Origin of the sequence: Streptomyces kurssanovii (assembly GCF_040677245.1) — a bacterium.
GTDB lineage: Bacteria > Actinomycetota > Actinomycetes > Streptomycetales > Streptomycetaceae > Streptomyces > Streptomyces kurssanovii.
The window spans coordinates 111,454-129,054 of the sequence record NZ_JBFAQK010000007.1 but is presented as its reverse complement, the minus strand read 5'-3'; the positions used below and the strand labels follow the sequence as shown (position 1 = coordinate 129,054).

Genomic DNA, 17,601 nt, shown 5'->3' with positions numbered 1-17,601 from the left:
TCATGGCCGGCGCTCCCTACTTGTACATGGTCTGGTTCATGGTTCCGGGGGCGTACGCGTCGGGGTCCACCCACACGTTGATCAGCGACGGCAGTCCGGACTCGCGGGCGCGGTGCAGCGCGGGCGCGATGTCGGCGGGGTCGCGGACCTCCTCGCCGTAGCCGCCCAGCATCCGGGCGAACTCGTCGTAGCGGACGTCGCCGAGGGTGTTGCCGACCCGCTCGCGCTCCAGGCCGTACTTCTGCGCCTGGCCGTAACGGATCTGGTTCATGGAGGAGTTGTTGCCGACGATCCCGACGAAGGGGAGGTTGTAGCGGACCAGCGTCTCGAAGTCCCAGCCGGTCAGCGAGAACGCGCCGTCACCGAACAGGGCCACCACCTCCTTGTCGGGGCGGGCCTGCTTGGCGGCCAGGACGAAGGGGACGCCGACGCCGAGGGTGCCGAGCGGCCCCGGGTCCATCCAGTGGCCGGGGGACTTGGGCTGGACGACCTGGCCGGAGAAGGTGACGATGTCGCCGCCGTCGCCGATGTAGACCGAGTCCTCGGTGAGGAAGTCGTTGATCTCGCTGACCAGGCGGTACGGGTGGATGGGGGAGGCGTCGGAGCGCAGCTGCGGCAGCCGCTTGTCGAGCGCGGTCTGCTCGGCGGCGCGCAGCTCCTCGAGCCACGCCTTGCGCTTGACGGCCCCGCCGTTGAGGCGTCCGGACACCGCTTCCGTGACGGACTTGAGGATCAGGCCGGCGTCACCGACGATCCCGAGGTCGATGTCCCGGTTCTTGCCCACGGTCCGGTAGTCCAGGTCGATCTGCACCACCGTGGCGTCCGGCGACAGCCGCTTGCCGTAACCCATCCGGAAGTCGAACGGGGTGCCGACGATGACGATAACGTCGGCGTTGGAGAAGGCGTAGCGGCGCGAGAGCTGGAAGTGGTGCGGGTCGCCGGGCGGCAGGGTGCCGCGCCCGGCGCCGTTCATGTACGCGGGCATGTTCAGGGTGCGCACCAGCTCGACGGCGGAGTCGGTGCCGCGGGTGGTCCACACCTGGCTGCCGAGCAGGATCGCCGGCTTCTCGGCGTGGACCAGCAGGTCGGCGAGCTTCTCCACGGCCTCCGGGTCGCCGGGGCTGCGGGTGGAGGCCCGGTAGTGGCCGGCCTTCGGGACGCGCGCCTTCTCGACGGGGACCTTGGCGTCGAGCACGTCGCGCGGGATCTCCAGGAAGGAGGGGCCGGGCGCGCCGTGGTAGCACTCGCGGAACGCCATCGAGACCATGTCGGCGGCGCGCGCCGTGTCCGGCACGGTGGCGGCGAACTTGGTGATCGGCGTCATCATGTCGACGTGCGGGAGGTCCTGGAGCGAGCCCATCTTGTGCTGGGTGTGCGCTCCCTGACCGCCGATCAGCAGCATCGGTGACTCGGCGCGGAAGGCGTTGGCGACGCCGGTGACGGCGTCCGTGGTGCCCGGCCCCGCGGTGACGACCGCGCAGCCCGGCTTGCCGGTGATGCGGGCGTAGCCGTCGGCGGCGTGGGCGGCGACCTGTTCGTGGCGTACGTCGACGACTTCGATGCCTTCGTCCACGCAGCCGTCGTAGATGTCGATGATGTGGCCGCCGCAGAGGGTGTAGATGACCTCCACGCCCTCGGCTTTGAGCGCCTTGGCCACCAGGTGTCCACCCGAGATGAGTTGCTGGCTGTTGTCGTCGGGCATGGCGAAGTCCTGTCCCTTCGTAGGGGAGTCGGTGTGCTGGTCAGGAGGCGCCGGTGCGCCGCCCGGTGTGCTTCGCGGTAGATTGCATACAGTCGACGAATACTGTATGAAGCTTGTTATCCCGCATCCGGTGGGTGGTGTCCAGGGGGCGTGCGGCACTTTCATTCGTTTCGGACGAAGCACTGGGAGCCCGGCATGGATCTGTTCGAGCACCAAGCAAGGGAACTCTTCGGGGAGTACGGCATCCCCGTACCGGAAGCAGAGACCGCGCAGACCGCCGCGCAGGCCCGCGCGGCGGCGGAACGGCTCGGCGGCCGCGTCGTGGTCAAGGCCCAGGTGAAGACCGGAGGCAGGGGCAAGGCCGGCGGGGTGAAGCTCGCCGCCGACGCCGCGGCCGCGGAGGTGACCGCCCGCCAGATCCTCGGCATGGACATCAAGGGCCACACCGTGCGCACGGTGATGCTCGCCCAGCCGGTCGACATCGAGGCCGAGTTCTACGTCTCCTACGTCCTCGACCGCGCCGCCGGCGCCTTCCTCGCCATCGCGTCCGCCGAGGGCGGCATGGACATCGAGGAGGTCGCCGCCACCCGTCCGGAAGCCGTCGCCCGTATCCCCGTCGCCCCAGCCGAGGGCGTCACCGCGGCCAAGGCGGCCGAGATCGCCGCGGCGGCCGGGCTGCCGCAGGAGACCGCGCGTGTGCTCCAGGACCTGTGGCAGGTCCTGGTCCGCGAGGACGCCCTCCTGGTCGAGGTCAACCCGCTCGTGCGTACCACGGCCGGCGACATCCTCGCCCTCGACGGCAAGGTCACCCTCGACGACAACGCCCGCTTCCGGCAGGCCCGCTGGGGCGACGACGACGCCACCCTGCACGAGGACCCGCTGGAGGCGGTGGCCGCAGCGAAGGGCCTCAACTACGTCAAACTCGACGGCACCGTCGGCGTCATCGGCAACGGCGCCGGTCTGGTCATGTCGACCCTCGACGTCGTCGCCGGCTGCGGCGCCAGGCCCGCCAACTTCCTCGACATCGGCGGCGGAGCCTCCGCCGCGGTGATGGCCGACGGGCTCTCCGTCATCCTCTCCGACCGGGACGTCAACAGCGTGCTCGTGAACGTCTTCGGCGGCATCACGGCCTGCGACGCCGTCGCCGAAGGCATCGTGCAGGCCCTCGACTCCGTACGCCTGACCAAACCCCTCGTCGTACGGCTCGACGGCAACAACGCCGCCCGCGGCCGCGCCATCCTCGAGGAACGCGCCCATCCCCTCGTCCAGCAGTCCACCACCATGGACGGCGCCGCCCGCCGGGCCGCCGACCTCGCGATCTGACCGAGCCGAACGGGCGCGGCGGCGCCGAAAGGGAGGCCGCGCGGAGGCTGCGAGTGGCGGTACCTCCCAGCGGTAGCTGGGGGAGAGCAGCCGAGCGCGATCGACCGCCGACGCCGACCCGGGCGCCCCGGAGGCCGACCGACCTGCAACAGAAGGGACCGGGAATCATGGCAGTCTTCCTCACCAAGGAGAGCAAGGTCCTCGTCCAGGGCATGACCGGCGCCGAGGGCATGAAGCACACCCGCCGGATGCTGGCGTCCGGCACCGACGTGGTCGCGGGGGTCAACCCACGCAAGGCGGGCCACGTCGTCGACTTCGACGAGCGTGCCGTCCCCGTCTTCGGGGGCGTCCGCGAGGCGGTGGCGGCCACCGGCGCGGACGTCGCCGTGGTCTTCGTACCGCCCCCGTTCGCCAAGGCCGCCGTCATGGAGGCCGCCGACGCCGGCATCGGGCTCGCGGTCGTCATCACCGAGGGCATCCCCGTCCATGACGCCGTCGCCTTCCAGGCGTACGCCGCCGAACGCGGCACCCGGATCATCGGGCCCAACTGCCCCGGCCTCATCAGCCCCGGCCAGTCGAACGCCGGCATCATCCCCGCCGACATCGCCGCCGAGCCCGGCCGCATCGGGCTCGTCTCCAAGTCCGGCACGCTCACCTACCAACTCATGTACGAGCTCCGCGACATCGGCTTCTCCTCGGCGGTCGGCATCGGTGGCGACCCCGTGGTCGGCACCACCCACATCGACTGCCTCGCCGCCTTCGAGAAGGACCCCGACACCGAACTCATCGTGCTGATCGGCGAGATCGGCGGTGACGCGGAGGAACGAGCCGCCGCCTACATCACCGAGCACGTCACCAAGCCCGTCGTCGGCTACATCGCAGGCTTCACCGCCCCCGAGGGCAAGACCATGGGTCACGCCGGAGCGATCGTGTCGGGCTCCAGCGGCACCGCCGAGGCCAAGAAACGGGCCCTCGAAGCGGCCGGCGTCCGGGTCGGCTCCACACCGACGGAGACGTCACGCCTGGTGCGCGAGCGGCTCGCGGTGTCCCATGGCTGAGAGCTCACCCTCATTCAGGGCCAGTTGTGAGTAAGCCGGTTACTCACGGGTAACCCCTCCGTCGACCGGGATCACCGGGCGGCCGGCGTGTGCGAGCCGGCCGCCCCTCCCCGTCGCCGAACGTCCTCCCGCCCCGTACGACACGTCACGAGCGGAGTTCACCTTCATGGCACCCACCCTCACCCTCAAGCCGGGCACGGCCTGGACCGACGCCTGGCAGCGCTGCACCGCCGTCGCCCCCGAAGCGTTCCGGGACGACCGCGTCCTCAACCTCTGGGCCGCGCGGTGGCATGCGGACGGCCGCGCCCTCCCCGCCACCAGCCCCGTCGACCAGAGCCCCGTAGCCGGCCCGCCCCGGCTGGACACGACCGCCGCCCGAGGGGCCGTACGCGCCTCGCTCGACCAGCACCGCGCCTGGCGTCACATCCCCCTGCCGGAACGCCGTGCCCGCGTCGCCGCCACCCTCGACGCCCTCACCGAGCACCGCGAACTGCTCGCCCTCCTCCTCGTCTGGGAGATCGGCAAGCCCTGGCGGCTCGCCCAGGCCGACGTCGACCGCGCCATCGACGGGGTCCGCTGGTACGTCGAGGGCGTCGAAACCATGCTGGACGGCCGCTCGCCCCTCGCCGGCCCGGTCTCCAACATCGCCAGCTGGAACTACCCCATGTCCGTCCTCGTCCACGCCATGCTCGTCCAGGCGCTGGCCGGTAACGCGGTGATCGCCAAGGCCCCGACCGACGGCGGCGTCGCCTGCCTCACCCTCGCCTGTGCGCTCGCAGCCCGCGAAGGCGTGCCCCTGACCCTGGTCAGCGGCAGCGGCGGGGAACTCTCCGAGGCACTGGTCCGCTCCCCGGAGATCGGCTGCGTCTCCTTCGTCGGAGGACGGGACACCGGCGCCCGCATCGCCACCGCCGTGGCCGACCTCGGCAAACGCCACATCCTGGAGCAGGAGGGCCTCAACACCTGGGGCGTCTGGAACTACACCGACTTCTCCGCCCTCACCGCCGTCATCCCGAAGCTCTTCGACTACGGCAAGCAGCGCTGCACCGCCTACCCCCGGTTCGTCGTCCAGCGCGAGTCCTTCGCCGACTTCCTCGCCGCCTACCTGCCCGCCGTGCGCTCGATCCGCACCGGCCACCCCCTCGCCGTCGAACACCCCGACGACCCGCCGCCCACCCTCGACTTCGGGCCGCTCATCAACGCGGCCAAGGCCAAGGAGCTGGCCGACCAGGTCGCCGAGGCCGTCGACCGCGGAGCCGTACCCCTGCACCGGGGCTCCCTCGCCGACGGCCGCTTCCTCCCCGGCCAGGACACCTCCGCCTACCTGCCGCCCGTCACCCTGCTGAACCCGCCCCCGTCCTCCCCGCTGCACCACGCCGAACCCTTCGGTCCCGTCGACACCATCGTCCTCGTCGACACGGAGGCGGAACTGCTCGCCGCGATGAACGCCTCGGGCGGCGCGCTCGTGGCGACCCTCTCCACGGACGACCCGGCGACCTTCCGGCGCCTCGCCCCCCAGATCCGCGCCTTCAAGACCGGCCACAACAAGCCCCGTTCGCGCGGCGACCGCGACGAGCTCTTCGGCGGCTTCGGCGCCTCCTGGCGCGGCGCGTTCGTCGGTGGCGAGCTGCTGGTGCGGGCCGTGACGGAAGGCCCGGCGGGGGAGCGGCCGCCGGGCAACTTCCCCGACTACCAGCTCAACGCCTGACGGGGCGTCTGCTCCCCGCGGCCGGACGCTCGCACGTCCCGGACGGCACCCTCGACGCGCCCGGGACGGGATGATCCTTAGCCCGTTCGCACCTTTCACGCCCGCACGTTCGCCGCGGTGTGTCCGCCGCGGCGACCTGCGGCACTGCCGGAAGAAGACCGGATCCTGCGTCCTACCGGGTGACCCCGCGCCGGGACCTCGCATTGCGATGATCACCGACTGTGGGTTGCCTCGTACACGGAGCACAGCAGAGGAGCCGCGCAGAGGGCCGGACACTGCTCCGCTGGAGGAAGACATGCGCATCGCCCGTACCGGTCTCAAGGTCGCCGTCATCGTCGGCACCCTCGCACTCTCCGCGCCGGTCGCCGCGGCAGAGGGCGGCGACATCGAGATCAGCCCGCGGAACGCCCCGGGGACCACGGTCACCGTCACCACCACCGCCTGCGGCAAGGAGACCTACGGCAAGGGGGAGTCGGAGGCCGGTGGGCAGTTCCACCTCTTCGAGGGGGAACGTAAGGGGACCCTGGTGGGCGAGTTCCAGCTGCCCGAGGACGCCGCTCCGGGAACCGACACGGTGACCCTGAAGTGCCCGCCGCGTACCAAGGTCACCGGTACCCACCGGATCGGCGACCGCCCCAGCGGAGGGGTCGAGGCCGGCTTCGGCGACGCCACCGGCACGAGCGCACAGCTCGCACTCGGCGGACTGCTCCTCGCCGGAGCGGTCGCCGGCGGAGCGGTCAGGACGCGCCGCGGCTCCGGCGGAGTCCGGAGCTGACGCCACCACCTCTGCCCACCGGCCCCCGGTCACCGTCACGGTGACCGGGGGCCGGCCGGGTCCCACGCACACCTCCGCCCCGCCGCCGAGCAAAGGCCCGCCCCCGATGGACGACACCCCGACGACAGGGGTCGCCGACGCGGCCCGCGTCCCCTCCTACAAGCTGCTCGTCTGCGCCGCGATCGCCGGGGCCGTGCTGGTGGGCAGCGCGCTGCACGAGGACGGCCCACCGCAGCCGTCGCCGGTGCAACAGCGGGCCCCCGCCGCGGCGCCCGCGCCGGAGCGCGCGCCGCAGCCCCCGGCCGTCGAGGCTCTGGCCGCCGCGGATCCCGTCCGCCTGCTGATCCCGGCCATCGGCGTGAACGCCCCGCTGACCCGCCTGGAGTTGAACGAAAAGGGCGCGCTGCGGCCGCCGCCGGCCGCCGCGCCCGCTCTCGCCGGCTGGTACGGCGACGGTGCGACCCCGGGGGAGAACGGCACGGCCGTCACCGCCGGACATGTGGACACCCCCGCCGGGCGCGGGGTCTTCTACCGGCTCGGTGCTCTGGTCAAGGGCGACACCATCGACGTCGTGCGCAAGGACCGGCGCACAGCCGTCTTCACCGTCGACGCGGTGGAGGTCCACGACAAGAACGACTTTCCGGACGAGAAGGTCTACGGCGATTCCGGCCGGCCCGAGCTGCGGGTGATCACGTGCGGCGGCGACCGGTCCGCCGGAGGCGGCTACGAGGGCAACGTCGTGGTCTACGCGACGCTCACGTCCGTCAAGTAGCCACCCGTGCCCCGCCCTGCCGGCGATTCGGCGCCTGCCGGATGCGTTGACGCTCCGAGGTGGCTGACGGCCGGACCACGCTGGACCGCGCCGGACCGTGCGCCTTCCGGATGTCCTCGTGGTCGGCGGCGCCGGCCGGCCGGACCCGGCGGTCCGCGCTCGAACGCCGGACGGGCCCCGGCGGTCCGTGGGCCCGGCCGCGGGGGTCCGCTCGCGAAGCCCGGCCGGACCACCACCGAACCGCACCGGACCGCGCCGGACCACCACCGAACCGCGCCGGACCACGCCGGCCGCGCCGGACAGCGCCTGCCGGTCAGCCGATGCCCTGGCGGTCCGGTTCGAGGGCGAAGTCGCCTTCGGCCGGCTCCCGTACCGACTGCCGCACCGCGCGGACCAGCATGTCCCGGTGGCGCTCGAGCGGCGCACGCCGCTCAGGAGGCACGAGCTGGAGCAGGTCCTCGAACCCGGCCATCATCCGCCGCGTGACCTGCGGGTTGCCCACCGCGCACCCCCGCAGCTCTGCGAAGCCGAGGTCGACCAGGTCATCCCACCCGGACACCGGCTGGACCAGCCGCACCCGGCCCTTCCTGTCCTGGTGGTACACCGTGCCGAGCGGCCGGTGGGCGACCACGGCGAGATACTGCACGATCCGGTCCAGGCACTGCACGGCCGTGGTCGGGTCGTTCACGGCCGACGACAGGGCCCGCAGCCCGATGTCGGTCAACTGCCGCAGCCCGAAGCTCAGGTCACGCTGAAAGGTGCGCTCGACCCCGACCGACACGGCGGACTGCAGCGCACGCCGGGCCGCGAACGGCAGCGGTCGTCCCGCGCCGCCGTGGACCGTGAGCACGGGTGTCCCGGGCACGACGAAGTCCCCGACCCGGGGGATGAGCCGCAGCACCACGTCATGGCGCCGGGCCACCCGCACGAGCCGGATGACCTCGACGTCCCGCAGGGCTCCCGACCGCCCCTGGTGACTGATGCGGACGGTCTCCTCCCCGAGCGGCTCCCCGGGCGCGACGGGCTTCGGCATACGCGCCAGCGCCCCGAACGCCTCCTTGGTCACCCGGTCCACCACGGGCCCCACCTTCATCAGCTGGAGCGTCTGCGTCACATAGGCGATGAACAGCAGCAGACTCAACGCGACCATCAGCAGGGTCAGGATGCTCTGCACCACCGGCACGGACGTGACCTCCCGGGGGTTGCGTTCGCTCTCGAACGCCGTCAGCACCAGCAGCGACAGCAGGAACGTGGAGAGGAACACCGAGAAGGTGAGTTTGCTGATGCGGCTCCTGATGAAGATGCGCACGACGCGGGGGCTGTAGTTGCCGGCCGCCATCTGCACGGCGACGAGCGAGATGCTGAAGACCACACCGATGAAGGTCATCATCGCGGACGCGATCGTGGTGACGATGGTCTTGGCGTCGTCGGCGATCGCCATGAGCTCGCGAAGGCTCCGGAAGTCTTCTTCGCGGCGCAGCGTGTCGACGATCAGGGTGTCGACGGCGTCGGCGAGAGCCCAGACGACGAAGACGAGGACCAGCGACACGGTGGGCGCGAACCAGAACGTCTCGCGCAGATGCTCGCGCAGCATGGACAAGGCCCGGGGCGGACGGTAGGTGCGACGTTGACTCACCCGGCCGACGGTAGCCAAACGCAGCGCATCTGCTCGGATACACGCGGTAGCGCAGCTCTCGGAGTGCCGCCCGCACCCCACTGACCACGCAATATGCAGGTGAGAGGCACCGCGAACCCCTGGTATTGTTGTCCATGTCGCCGCGGGAGACCGGGGCGAATCACCTGAGTCCGGGTGGCGGAATGGCAGACGCGCTAGCTTGAGGTGCTAGTGCCCTTTATCGGGCGTGGGGGTTCAAGTCCCCCCTCGGACACCAGCAGGACCCCAGTTCATCTGGGGTCCTTTTGCTTTTCCGTGAGCGCGTGACGGAGTCCCGCATGCCCCGGAGGGGAGCCCCTACTGTGATCGTCATGACCTCTCAGCGGCTCGGTGGACCCTCGCGCACCCGGATGGCAGCCGCAGCGGCCGCGGTCGTGACGGTCGCGGCGGGGCTCGGGGTCAGGATGATCGCGCAGGGGAGCGTCGCGAAGTACGCGGGGGACGCCCTGTACACCGTTCTGATCCTCACGCTCGTCGTGCTCGTGGCGCCTCGGTCGCGGCCCGTCGCGGCCGCCGGGGCGGCGCTCGCGTTCAGCTGGGTGGTCGAGTTCCTGCAACTCACCGGCGTGCCGGCCGAGTTGTCAGGGCGGAGCGTGGTTGCCCGGCTCGTCCTGGGGTCCACCTTCAATCCGCCCGACCTTCTCTGGTACGCCGTGGGCGCCGCCCTGGGATGGCTTGCCCACGCCTCGCTCGCGCGCCGGTCCGGCCCGCCTCCCCCTCCGGTCCCCGCCCGCGTGTAGGTGCGGAAGGCCGCCGGCCGTGAGCGGGGAAGGCCGCCGGCCGTAGGGGCGGAAAGGCCGCCTACCCGCATCGCCCCCGGCCCGCCGGCTCATCTGAGCGCCCTCGTCACGATCTGATCTCGCCCGCCGTCGGAGTCTTGCCAACCCGGGCGTGTAAACGTTTCCATCTGTCCGTGTAAACGTTTCCATGCGTCCCGGACGCATGGGGCGAAGGCTCTCGGGATCCACAAGGAGGTGGTCCGGACATGGCCGGCATCAAGGATGTGGCCGCCGCCGCGGGACTGTCCGTCGCGACGGTCTCGCGGGCGCTCAACAACCACCCCTCCGTCAGCCCCGAGGCCAGGGCCCGCGTCCTCGCCGCCGTCGACGCGCTCGGCTACCGGCCCAACGCGGTCGCCCGGTCGCTGCGCACCGACCAGACCCGCACCATCGGTCTCGTCATCAGCGACGTCCTCAACCCGTACTTCACCGAGCTGGCCCGCTCCGTCGAGGAGGAGGCACGCACCCGCGGCTACAGCGTCATCATCGGCAACGCCAACGAGCAGCCCGACCTCCAGGACCACCACGTCCGCACCCTGCTCGAGCGCAGGATCGACGGTCTGCTCGTCTCGCCCGCCGACGGGCGCTCCCCGCTGATGCTCGACGCGGCCGGCGGCGGTACCCCCATGGTCTTCGTCGACCGGTGGATCCCCGGCGTCGACGTCCCCGTCGTCCGCGCGGACGGCCGCGCCGCCGTCCGCGACCTCGTCGCCCACCTGCACGGCCTCGGCCACCGACGGCTCGCGATCATCGCAGGACCCGCGGCCACGACCACCGGACAGGAGCGCGTCGACGCCTTCCGGGCAGCGCTGCACGCCTTCGGACTGCCGCTGCCCGACGAGTACATCGGCCAGGGCGACTTCCAGGCCGACAGCGGACGCCGCGCCACCGAGCGCTTCCTCGACCTGCCCCGGCCGCCCGAGGTCGTCTTCGCGGCGGACAACCTGATGGCACTCGGCGCACTCGACGCCATCCGCGCCCGTGGGCTGCGCGTCCCCGACGACATCGGACTCGCCGCCTTCGACGACATCCCGTGGTTCGTCCACACCGACCCGCCGATCACGGCGATCGCCCAGCCGACCGCCGATCTGGCCAGAGCCGCCGTACGGGCGCTGGTCGACCTGATCGAAGGCAGACCCCCGCAGTCCGTCACCCTCCCCGCCACCCTCGTCGTACGCCGTTCCTGCGGCGAGCCGCCGGCCCCCGTCCCCACCACGTCCCAGCAAAGGAGCAACTTGTGAGCAGCCCGGACGAGTTGCTGCGCATCGAAGGCATCCGCAAGACCTTCCCCGGTGTGGTCGCTCTCGACTCCGTCGACTTCGACCTGCGCCGCGGCGAGGTCCACGTCCTCCTCGGCGAGAACGGAGCCGGCAAGAGCACCCTCATCAAGATGCTCTCCGGCGCCTACCGGCCCGACAGCGGGCGCATCCTCGCCGAGGGGCGGGAGGTGCGCATCCACAGCGCCCAGGACGCGGAGCGCCTCGGCATCGCCACCATCTACCAGGAGTTCAACCTGGTGCCCGACCTGACGGTCGCCGAGAACATCTTCCTCGGCCGCCAGCCACGGCGCTTCGGCATGATCGACCGCAGGACGATGGAGGCCCGGGCGCAGAAGCTCCTCGACCGGGTCGGAGTCCAGGTGTCCCCGAGGGCACGCGTACGCGAACTCGGCATCGCCCGACTCCAGATGGTGGAGATCGCCAAGGCCCTCAGCCTCGACGCCCGCGTCCTGATCATGGACGAGCCGACCGCCGTGCTGACCACGGAGGAGGTCGACAAGCTCTTCCGTATCGTGCGGCAACTGCGCGAGGACGGCGTCGGCATCGTCTTCATCACCCACCACCTCGAGGAGATCGCCGCCCTCGGCGACCGCGTCACCGTCCTGCGTGACGGCCGGTCCGTGGACCAGGTGCCCGCCTCGACGCCCGAGGACGAACTCGTACGGCTCATGGTGGGCCGCTCCATCGAGCAGCAGTACCCGCGCGAACGGGCGGAGACGGGCGAGCCGTTGCTGTCCGTCCGCGGACTGACCCGTGACGGTGTCTTCCACGACGTCAGCTTCGAGGTACGGGCCGGCGAGGTCGTCGGCCTCGCCGGACTGGTGGGCGCCGGCCGCACCGAGGTCGCCCGCGCCGTCTTCGGCGCCGACCCCTACGACCGGGGCAGCGTCCAGGTCTCCGGCCGCACGCTGCCCACCCACGACGTGGGCGCCGCGATGGGCGCCGGGATCGGACTCGTACCCGAGGACCGCAAGGGACAGGGTCTGGTCCTCGACGCCTCCGTGCAGGAGAACCTCGGCCTGGTCACCCTGCGTTCGGCGACCCGCGCCGGACTCGTCGACCTCAAGGCGCAGCGCACGGCCGCCGCCCGCATCGCCGAGCAGCTCGGCGTCCGCATGGCGGGCCTCGGCCAGCATGTACGCACCCTGTCGGGCGGCAACCAGCAGAAAGTCGTCATCGGCAAGTGGCTGCTCGCCGACACCCGCGTACTGATCCTCGACGAACCCACCCGAGGCATCGACGTCGGCGCCAAGGTCGAGATCTACCAGCTCGTCAACGAGCTCACCGCCTCCGGCCACGCGGTCCTGATGATCTCCAGCGACCTGCCGGAAGTGCTCGGCATGAGCGACCGGGTGCTGGTCATGGCCCAAGGCCGGATCGCCGGCGAACTCGACGCGGAACAAGCCACCCAGGACGCGGTGATGGCCCTCGCCGTCACCACCGCCACTCCCGCGAATGACCCCGCAGTGAACGAAGAGGAGAGCCCCCGTGGCCACTGACACGCTGAAGAACGACAGGGGCGCGAGCGGCGCCCCGGCGGGAGGCTCCGCGCTCCGTCGCATACTCCTCGACAACGGCGCACTCACCGCCCTCGTCGTCCTGCTCGTCGCGATGTCGCTGCTCTCCGGAGACTTCCTGACGACGCAGAACCTGCTCAACGTCGGCGTCCAGGCCGCCGTCACCGCGATCCTCGCGTTCGGTGTCACCTTCGTCATCGTCTCCGCCGGCATCGACCTGTCCGTCGGCTCCGTCGCCGCGCTGTCCGCCACCGTGCTGGCCTGGACGGCGACCAGCGAGGGCGTGCCGGTGTGGCTGGCCGTCGTCCTCGCCGTCGCGACCGGCGCGGCCTGCGGCCTCGTCAACGGCGCGCTCGTCTCGTACGGCAAACTGCCGCCGTTCATCGCCACGCTCGCGATGCTGTCGATCGGCCGCGGACTGTCCCTCGTCATCTCCCAGGGCAGCCCCATCGCGTTCCCCGAGTCCGTGACCGGGCTCGGCGACACGCTCGGCGGCTGGCTCCCCGTCCCCGTCCTCGTGATGATCGCGATGGGGCTGCTCACCGCGCTGATCCTCGGCCGCACCTACATCGGCCGCTCCATGTACGCCATCGGCGGCAACGAGGAGGCCGCCCGGCTGTCCGGCCTGCGCGTCAAGCGGCAGAAGCTCGTCATCTACGCCCTGTCCGGTCTCTTCGCCGCCGTCGCCGGCGTCGTCCTCGCCTCCCGGCTCGCCTCCGCCCAGCCGCAGGCCGCACAGGGCTACGAGCTCGACGCCATCGCCGCCGTCGTCATCGGCGGCGCCAGCCTCGCCGGCGGCGTCGGCAAGGCGTCCGGCACCCTGATCGGCGCGCTGATCCTCGCCGTGCTGCGCAACGGCCTCAACCTCCTGTCGGTGTCCGCCTTCTGGCAGCAGGTCGTCATCGGTGTCGTCATCGCCCTCGCGGTGCTGCTGGACACGCTCCGCCGCCGTGCCGGCGCCACGGGGGGCGGCGCGGCCGCTGCCGGGACCGGAAGCCCCGGCGGAAAGAAGAAGGGCGCCGCGAAGTTCGCCGTCGCCGCGGCGATCGTCGCCGCCGTCGTCGGCGCGGTCTCGCTCCTCAACACCGGCCCGTCGTCGACGAACACGAAGATCGGCATGTCGCTGTCCACGCTCAACAACCCCTTCTTCGTGCAGATGAAGGAGGGCGCGCAGGCCGAGGCCGAGGCCGCGGGCATCGACCTCACCGTCACCGACGCGCAGAACGACGCCTCCCAGCAGGCCAACCAGCTGCAGAACTTCACCAGCTCCGGAGTGAAGTCGGTCATCGTCAACCCGGTCGACTCCGACGCCGTCGGCCCTGCCGTGCGCGGCGCCAACAAGGCCGACATCCCCGTCATCGCCGCCGACCGTGGCGTGAACAAGGCCGAGACCAGCACCCTGGTGGCCTCCGACAACGTCGCCGGCGGCAAGCTCGCGGCGAAGACACTGGCCGAGAAGCTCGGCGGCAAGGGCAGCATCGTGATCCTTCAGGGCACGGCCGGGACCTCCGCCAGCCGCGAGCGCGGCGCGGGCTTCGCCGAGGGCCTCAAGGACTACCCGGGCATCAAGGTGCTTGCCAAGCAGCCCGCGGACTTCGACCGCACCAAGGGCCTCGACGTCATGACCAACCTGCTCCAGGCCAACTCCGGCATCAACGGCGTCTTCGCCGAGAACGACGAGATGGCGCTGGGCGCGGTCAAGGCGCTGGGCAGCAAGGCCGGCAGCTCGGTCTCCGTCGTCGGCTTCGACGGCACCCCCGACGGCCTGAAGGCGGTCGAGGCGGGCACCCTGTACGCGTCGATCGCCCAGCAGCCCGCGGAACTGGGGAAGATCGCCGTCAAGAACGCGATCCTGGCGGCGCAGGGCAAGAGCGTGGAGAGCATGGTGAAGGTCCCGGTCAAGGTCGTCACCCGCGAGAACGTCGCCGACTTCTCATGACACCGCGGGAAGGTGGCGGGGCTCCGGGGGCCGGGCGGGAAGACGGTCGGGCTCCCAGGGCCGCGCGGGAAGTTGGCCGGCCTCTCATGGCGCCGCAGGGAAGTGGCGGGGCTCGCACGGCCCAGTACGAAGGTGGTCGGGCTCCCGGGGCCGGTCGGGAAGACGGTCGGGCTCCCAGGGCCGGTCGGGAAGACGGTCGGGCTCCCAGGGCCGCGCGGGAAGGTGGCCGGCCTCTCATGGCGCCGCAGGGAAGTGGCGGGGCTCGCACCGCCCAGCACGAAGATGGCCGGGCTCGCACGGCCGCGCAGGAAGGCGGCCGGCCTCTCATGACGCCGCAGGAAGAGGGTTCTCGGATGGACGAGCGTGGAGAGACGCGCCCGCAGGAGGGTGCCCGGCAGGGACCGGAGGACTACGACCTGCTGGTCGTGGGCTCGGCCAACGCCGACCTCGTCATCGGTGTCGAACGCCGCCCCGCCGCGGGCGAGACGGTCCTCGGCTCCGACCTGGCCGTCCACCCCGGCGGCAAGGGCGCCAACCAGGCCGTCGCCGCCGCCCGCCTCGGCGCCCGCACCGCGCTGCTGGCCAGGGTCGGCGACGACGCCCACGGGCGGCTGCTGCTCGATTCGCAGCGGGCGGCCGGCGTCGACACCGGCGGCGTCCTGGTCGGCGGGGCGCCGACCGGCGTCGCGCTGATCACCGTCGACCCGTCGGGCGACAACAGCATCGTCGTCTCACCCGGCGCCAACGGCTGGCTGACCCCCGGCGACATCCGGGGCGCGGGTGAACTGCTCGCCCGTGCCCGGGTGGTGTCCCTCCAGCTGGAGATTCCCCTCGACACGGTCGCCGAGGTGGCCCGGACGCTGCCGTCAGGGACCCGGCTCGTACTCAATCCGTCCCCGCCGGCGCCGCTGCCCGCGGACGTGCTCGCCGCCTGCGACCCCCTGGTCGTCAACGAGCACGAGGCGCGATACGTGCTGGGCGAGGCCAGTGACCGTCCGGAGGACTGGGCGCGCGACCTCCTGGCCCTCGGCCCGCGCTCGGTCGTCGTGACGCTGGGCGCGGACGGGGCACTCGTCGCGGAGGCGGGCGGCTGCGTGCGCGTACCGAGCCCGAAGGTCGACGCGGTCGACACGACGGGTGCGGGTGACGCGTTCACGGCGGCCCTTGCCTGGCGGCTCGGACTCGGCGAAAGCCTGGCCGAGGCCGCCGGTTTCGCGGTCCGGGTCGGCGCGGCGGCCGTCACCGGCAGGGGCGCGCAGGAGTCGTTCCCCGGCGTGGGGGACCCACTGCCGGCCGTGGAGGAGGCTGGGCGGTCCGCCAAGGGGTCCGCGCAGTCCGTGGAGGAGGCCGGGGCGCGATGAAGAGGACCGGAATTCTCAACCGTCATCTGGCGGGCGCACTGGCCGAGTTGGGCCATGGCGACACCGTCCTGGTCTGCGACATCGGCATGCCGGTCCCGTCGTCGGGCCCGCGCGTGGTCGACCTGGCCTTCCGGGCCGGCATACCGTCCTTCGCCGATGTGCTCGACGGTCTGCTCGACGAGCTGGTGATCGATTCCGCGACCGCCGCCCATGAGGTCCACGACGCCAATCCGCCCGCCGCCCGCCTGCTCGCGGACCGGCTCCCGGCACTGGACTTCGTCATGCACGACGAGCTCAAGTCCCGCAGCCGGGACGCCCGCCTGGTGGTACGGACGGGGGAGGCGCGGCCGTACGCGAACGTGCTGCTGCACTGCGGCGTCTTCTTCTGAATCCGAAGTGTCGGTGCGGGCGGCGTCCCCGTCCGTTGTCTGTGAGGAAACGGTGGTCGTCCCTTCACCGTGTGCTCCAACGGCTGGACGGCGATGAATCCGCGCGGTGGTCGCGGCCGGCCAGTGCCGTCGCCATCGGCGCATGCGGCAGGGCTTTATATCAAGTTCCGTAGGTGTCCGGATCGTTGGTGATGCCCAGGATGGGGAGTGCGCGTTGGGGCTCGTCGCGGATCGCCCGGGTGGTCTTGGCGATGTTGTCGGCTCCGAGGGTTTTCAGCACGCCGATGGCGAGGTTGCGCCGCCGCCCGTACCAGCCTCCGCCGCATGATCCGCAACGAGAACCGTGCCTGACATCCCGACCTCACCACGCGCTGGACGAGGCCGATTTCGTCAATGCAGCACTGAGCGCTCAATGAATTGGGCTCATGGAATCAGCGCTCACTTTTGTCAGCTGCAGCGTGTGGCTCGCGCTGCTCGACAGCCGAGGAGGAACTCCTCCGTGAGCTCCGTCGGGCCCGCCTTGAACCACCCCGTGGGCCCGACGGCCGGTGTCCGGTGATGGATCAGCCGGCGGTCCAGACGACCGGCTTGTCGCTGTACGCGTCGCCTTCGTCGAATTCGGCGCCCGTGACATCGCCGCTCCGCGACGCGGCGAGCGAGCAGGTCTCGAACGACACTCCCTTACCGAACTCGGCGGGCGCGGATTCCTTGTCGCACTTGCCCGGGATGTCGCCGATCAGCGAGACGCCTGTGCTCTGGCCGCCGTCGAGAAGGCCCCTCAGCTGTACGTACGCGCGCGAGAGGTCGGTGTCACCTACGTTCTCCACCTTCATCTTGATGAAATACGGCGTCATGCCCTTTGCTCGCTCGCCGAACTGGGACATGTCGGCTTCAGTGCCCTTGTCGATCGCCGTGACGGTGATCGCGAGAGTGCCCTTCTTCTTGGCGTACTCGAAGGGCAGGACCGCCTTGTCGCCTACCTTGAGCCCGGCGCCCGGCGCGGTGACATCGCCCGCGGGCTGGGCGTCGCCGCCCTCGCTCTTGCCGCCATCGGCGCTAGGGCTCGCCCCGTCCGGCGCGGGCACCGTCGCCGTCGGCGACTCCTTCTCCGTCGCCCCGTCCTCGCTGTCGCCGCCGCATGCCGTGAGCCCGAGGCCGAGCGTGGTGACCAGAACGGCCGTCAGTGCGATACGCGCCTTGCGCATTTGCCAAATCCTCGCTGATGGGTGAGTTGTCCGCCGATGCGGAGATGTCCCGCGTAGTTTGTCAGACCTATGTGCACGCTTGGTGAGCGTCAGGTGGCGGAGACGTCTGGGAGCGCCG

At 71.5% G+C, this 17,601-nt stretch carries 14 protein-coding genes and 1 tRNA gene; 12 read left to right on the top strand and 3 right to left on the bottom strand.

All coding sequences use genetic code 11. The features are described from left to right. Positions 1–16: 16 nt before the first annotated feature. Complete coding sequence (locus AB0K36_RS08350; RefSeq protein ID WP_364590080.1) at positions 17–1,702, bottom strand: thiamine pyrophosphate-binding protein; 1,686 nt, start codon at positions 1,700–1,702, stop codon at positions 17–19. A 195-nt stretch (positions 1,703–1,897) separates the two neighbouring features. On the opposite strand from AB0K36_RS08350, the gene sucC reads away from it, so the two are divergent. From sucC to AB0K36_RS08325, 5 genes are all read left to right on the top strand, one after another. Further along, positions 1,898–3,025, top strand: coding sequence for an ADP-forming succinate--CoA ligase subunit beta (gene sucC, locus AB0K36_RS08345; protein ID WP_364590077.1), 1,128 nt, complete (start codon positions 1,898–1,900; stop codon positions 3,023–3,025). Between the two features lie 167 nt (positions 3,026–3,192). Further along, positions 3,193–4,083 (top strand): succinate--CoA ligase subunit alpha, encoded by an 891-nt coding sequence (gene sucD / locus AB0K36_RS08340; protein ID WP_364590074.1) that lies wholly within the window; start codon positions 3,193–3,195, stop codon positions 4,081–4,083. Positions 4,084–4,249: 166 nt separating this feature from the next. Next, positions 4,250–5,791, top strand: a complete 1,542-nt coding sequence (locus AB0K36_RS08335) for an aldehyde dehydrogenase family protein (RefSeq protein ID WP_364590071.1) — start codon at positions 4,250–4,252, stop codon at positions 5,789–5,791. Between the two features lie 295 nt (positions 5,792–6,086). Beyond that, positions 6,087–6,566, top strand: a complete 480-nt coding sequence (locus AB0K36_RS08330; RefSeq protein WP_364590068.1) for a sortase — start codon at positions 6,087–6,089, stop codon at positions 6,564–6,566. A 106-nt stretch (positions 6,567–6,672) separates the two neighbouring features. Next, positions 6,673–7,338: a class F sortase gene (locus AB0K36_RS08325; RefSeq protein ID WP_364590065.1), complete on the top strand. Its 666-nt coding sequence runs from the start codon at positions 6,673–6,675 to the stop codon at positions 7,336–7,338. A 313-nt stretch (positions 7,339–7,651) separates the two neighbouring features. Here AB0K36_RS08325 and AB0K36_RS08320 read toward each other — a convergent pair whose 3' ends face one another. Continuing rightward, positions 7,652–8,932 (bottom strand): DUF2254 domain-containing protein, encoded by a 1,281-nt coding sequence (locus AB0K36_RS08320; RefSeq protein ID WP_364590239.1) that lies wholly within the window; start codon positions 8,930–8,932, stop codon positions 7,652–7,654. A 210-nt stretch (positions 8,933–9,142) separates the two neighbouring features. Between AB0K36_RS08320 and AB0K36_RS08315 the strand changes: the two genes are divergently transcribed. The 7 genes from AB0K36_RS08315 (at position 9,143) to rbsD (ending at position 16,278) form a co-directional block, all read left to right on the top strand. Continuing rightward, positions 9,143–9,230, top strand: a tRNA-Leu gene (locus AB0K36_RS08315). Positions 9,231–9,324: 94 nt separating this feature from the next. Next, positions 9,325–9,753 carry a ribosomal maturation YjgA family protein gene (locus tag AB0K36_RS08310; protein WP_364590062.1) on the top strand — a complete coding sequence of 143 codons (429 nt, stop codon included), beginning with the start codon at positions 9,325–9,327 and terminating at the stop codon, positions 9,751–9,753. A 245-nt stretch (positions 9,754–9,998) separates the two neighbouring features. Further along, on the top strand, positions 9,999–11,033 hold the full coding sequence (locus AB0K36_RS08305) for a LacI family DNA-binding transcriptional regulator (protein ID WP_364590059.1): 1,035 nt from the start codon (positions 9,999–10,001) through the stop codon (positions 11,031–11,033). Further along, positions 11,030–12,571 (top strand): sugar ABC transporter ATP-binding protein, encoded by a 1,542-nt coding sequence (locus AB0K36_RS08300; RefSeq protein WP_364590056.1) that lies wholly within the window; start codon positions 11,030–11,032, stop codon positions 12,569–12,571. The genes AB0K36_RS08305 and AB0K36_RS08300 overlap by 4 nt, the downstream gene beginning before the upstream one ends. Beyond that, positions 12,561–14,528, top strand: coding sequence for an ABC transporter permease/substrate-binding protein (locus AB0K36_RS08295; RefSeq protein WP_364590053.1), 1,968 nt, complete (start codon positions 12,561–12,563; stop codon positions 14,526–14,528). Before AB0K36_RS08300 ends, AB0K36_RS08295 begins: the two co-directional genes overlap by 11 nt. Positions 14,529–14,881: 353 nt before the next feature. After that, positions 14,882–15,889, top strand: coding sequence for a ribokinase (locus AB0K36_RS08290; RefSeq protein ID WP_364590050.1), 1,008 nt, complete (start codon positions 14,882–14,884; stop codon positions 15,887–15,889). Further along, a complete protein-coding gene (gene rbsD / locus AB0K36_RS08285; RefSeq protein WP_364590047.1) occupies positions 15,886–16,278 on the top strand; it encodes a D-ribose pyranase in 393 nt (130 codons plus the stop codon). The genes AB0K36_RS08290 and rbsD overlap by 4 nt, the downstream gene beginning before the upstream one ends. A gap of 563 nt (positions 16,279–16,841) precedes the next feature. Here the strand turns inward: rbsD and AB0K36_RS08280 are convergent. Beyond that, on the bottom strand, positions 16,842–17,483 hold the full coding sequence (locus AB0K36_RS08280; RefSeq protein WP_364590044.1) for a hypothetical protein: 642 nt from the start codon (positions 17,481–17,483) through the stop codon (positions 16,842–16,844). Between the last annotated feature and the right edge of the window lie 118 nt (positions 17,484–17,601).

Coding starts and splice junctions, on each gene's coding strand:
- AB0K36_RS08350 (WP_364590080.1), bottom strand. CDS start 1,702: ATGCCCGACGACAACAGCCAGCAACTCATCTCGGGTGGACACCTGGTG.
- sucC (WP_364590077.1), top strand. CDS start 1,898: ATGGATCTGTTCGAGCACCAAGCAAGGGAACTCTTCGGGGAGTACGGC.
- sucD (WP_364590074.1), top strand. CDS start 3,193: ATGGCAGTCTTCCTCACCAAGGAGAGCAAGGTCCTCGTCCAGGGCATG.
- AB0K36_RS08335 (WP_364590071.1), top strand. CDS start 4,250: ATGGCACCCACCCTCACCCTCAAGCCGGGCACGGCCTGGACCGACGCC.
- AB0K36_RS08330 (WP_364590068.1), top strand. CDS start 6,087: ATGCGCATCGCCCGTACCGGTCTCAAGGTCGCCGTCATCGTCGGCACC.
- AB0K36_RS08325 (WP_364590065.1), top strand. CDS start 6,673: ATGGACGACACCCCGACGACAGGGGTCGCCGACGCGGCCCGCGTCCCC.
- AB0K36_RS08320 (WP_364590239.1), bottom strand. CDS start 8,932: ATGCTGCGCGAGCATCTGCGCGAGACGTTCTGGTTCGCGCCCACCGTG.
- AB0K36_RS08310 (WP_364590062.1), top strand. CDS start 9,325: ATGACCTCTCAGCGGCTCGGTGGACCCTCGCGCACCCGGATGGCAGCC.
- AB0K36_RS08305 (WP_364590059.1), top strand. CDS start 9,999: ATGGCCGGCATCAAGGATGTGGCCGCCGCCGCGGGACTGTCCGTCGCG.
- AB0K36_RS08290 (WP_364590050.1), top strand. CDS start 14,882: ATGGACGAGCGTGGAGAGACGCGCCCGCAGGAGGGTGCCCGGCAGGGA.
- rbsD (WP_364590047.1), top strand. CDS start 15,886: ATGAAGAGGACCGGAATTCTCAACCGTCATCTGGCGGGCGCACTGGCC.
- AB0K36_RS08280 (WP_364590044.1), bottom strand. CDS start 17,483: ATGCGCAAGGCGCGTATCGCACTGACGGCCGTTCTGGTCACCACGCTC.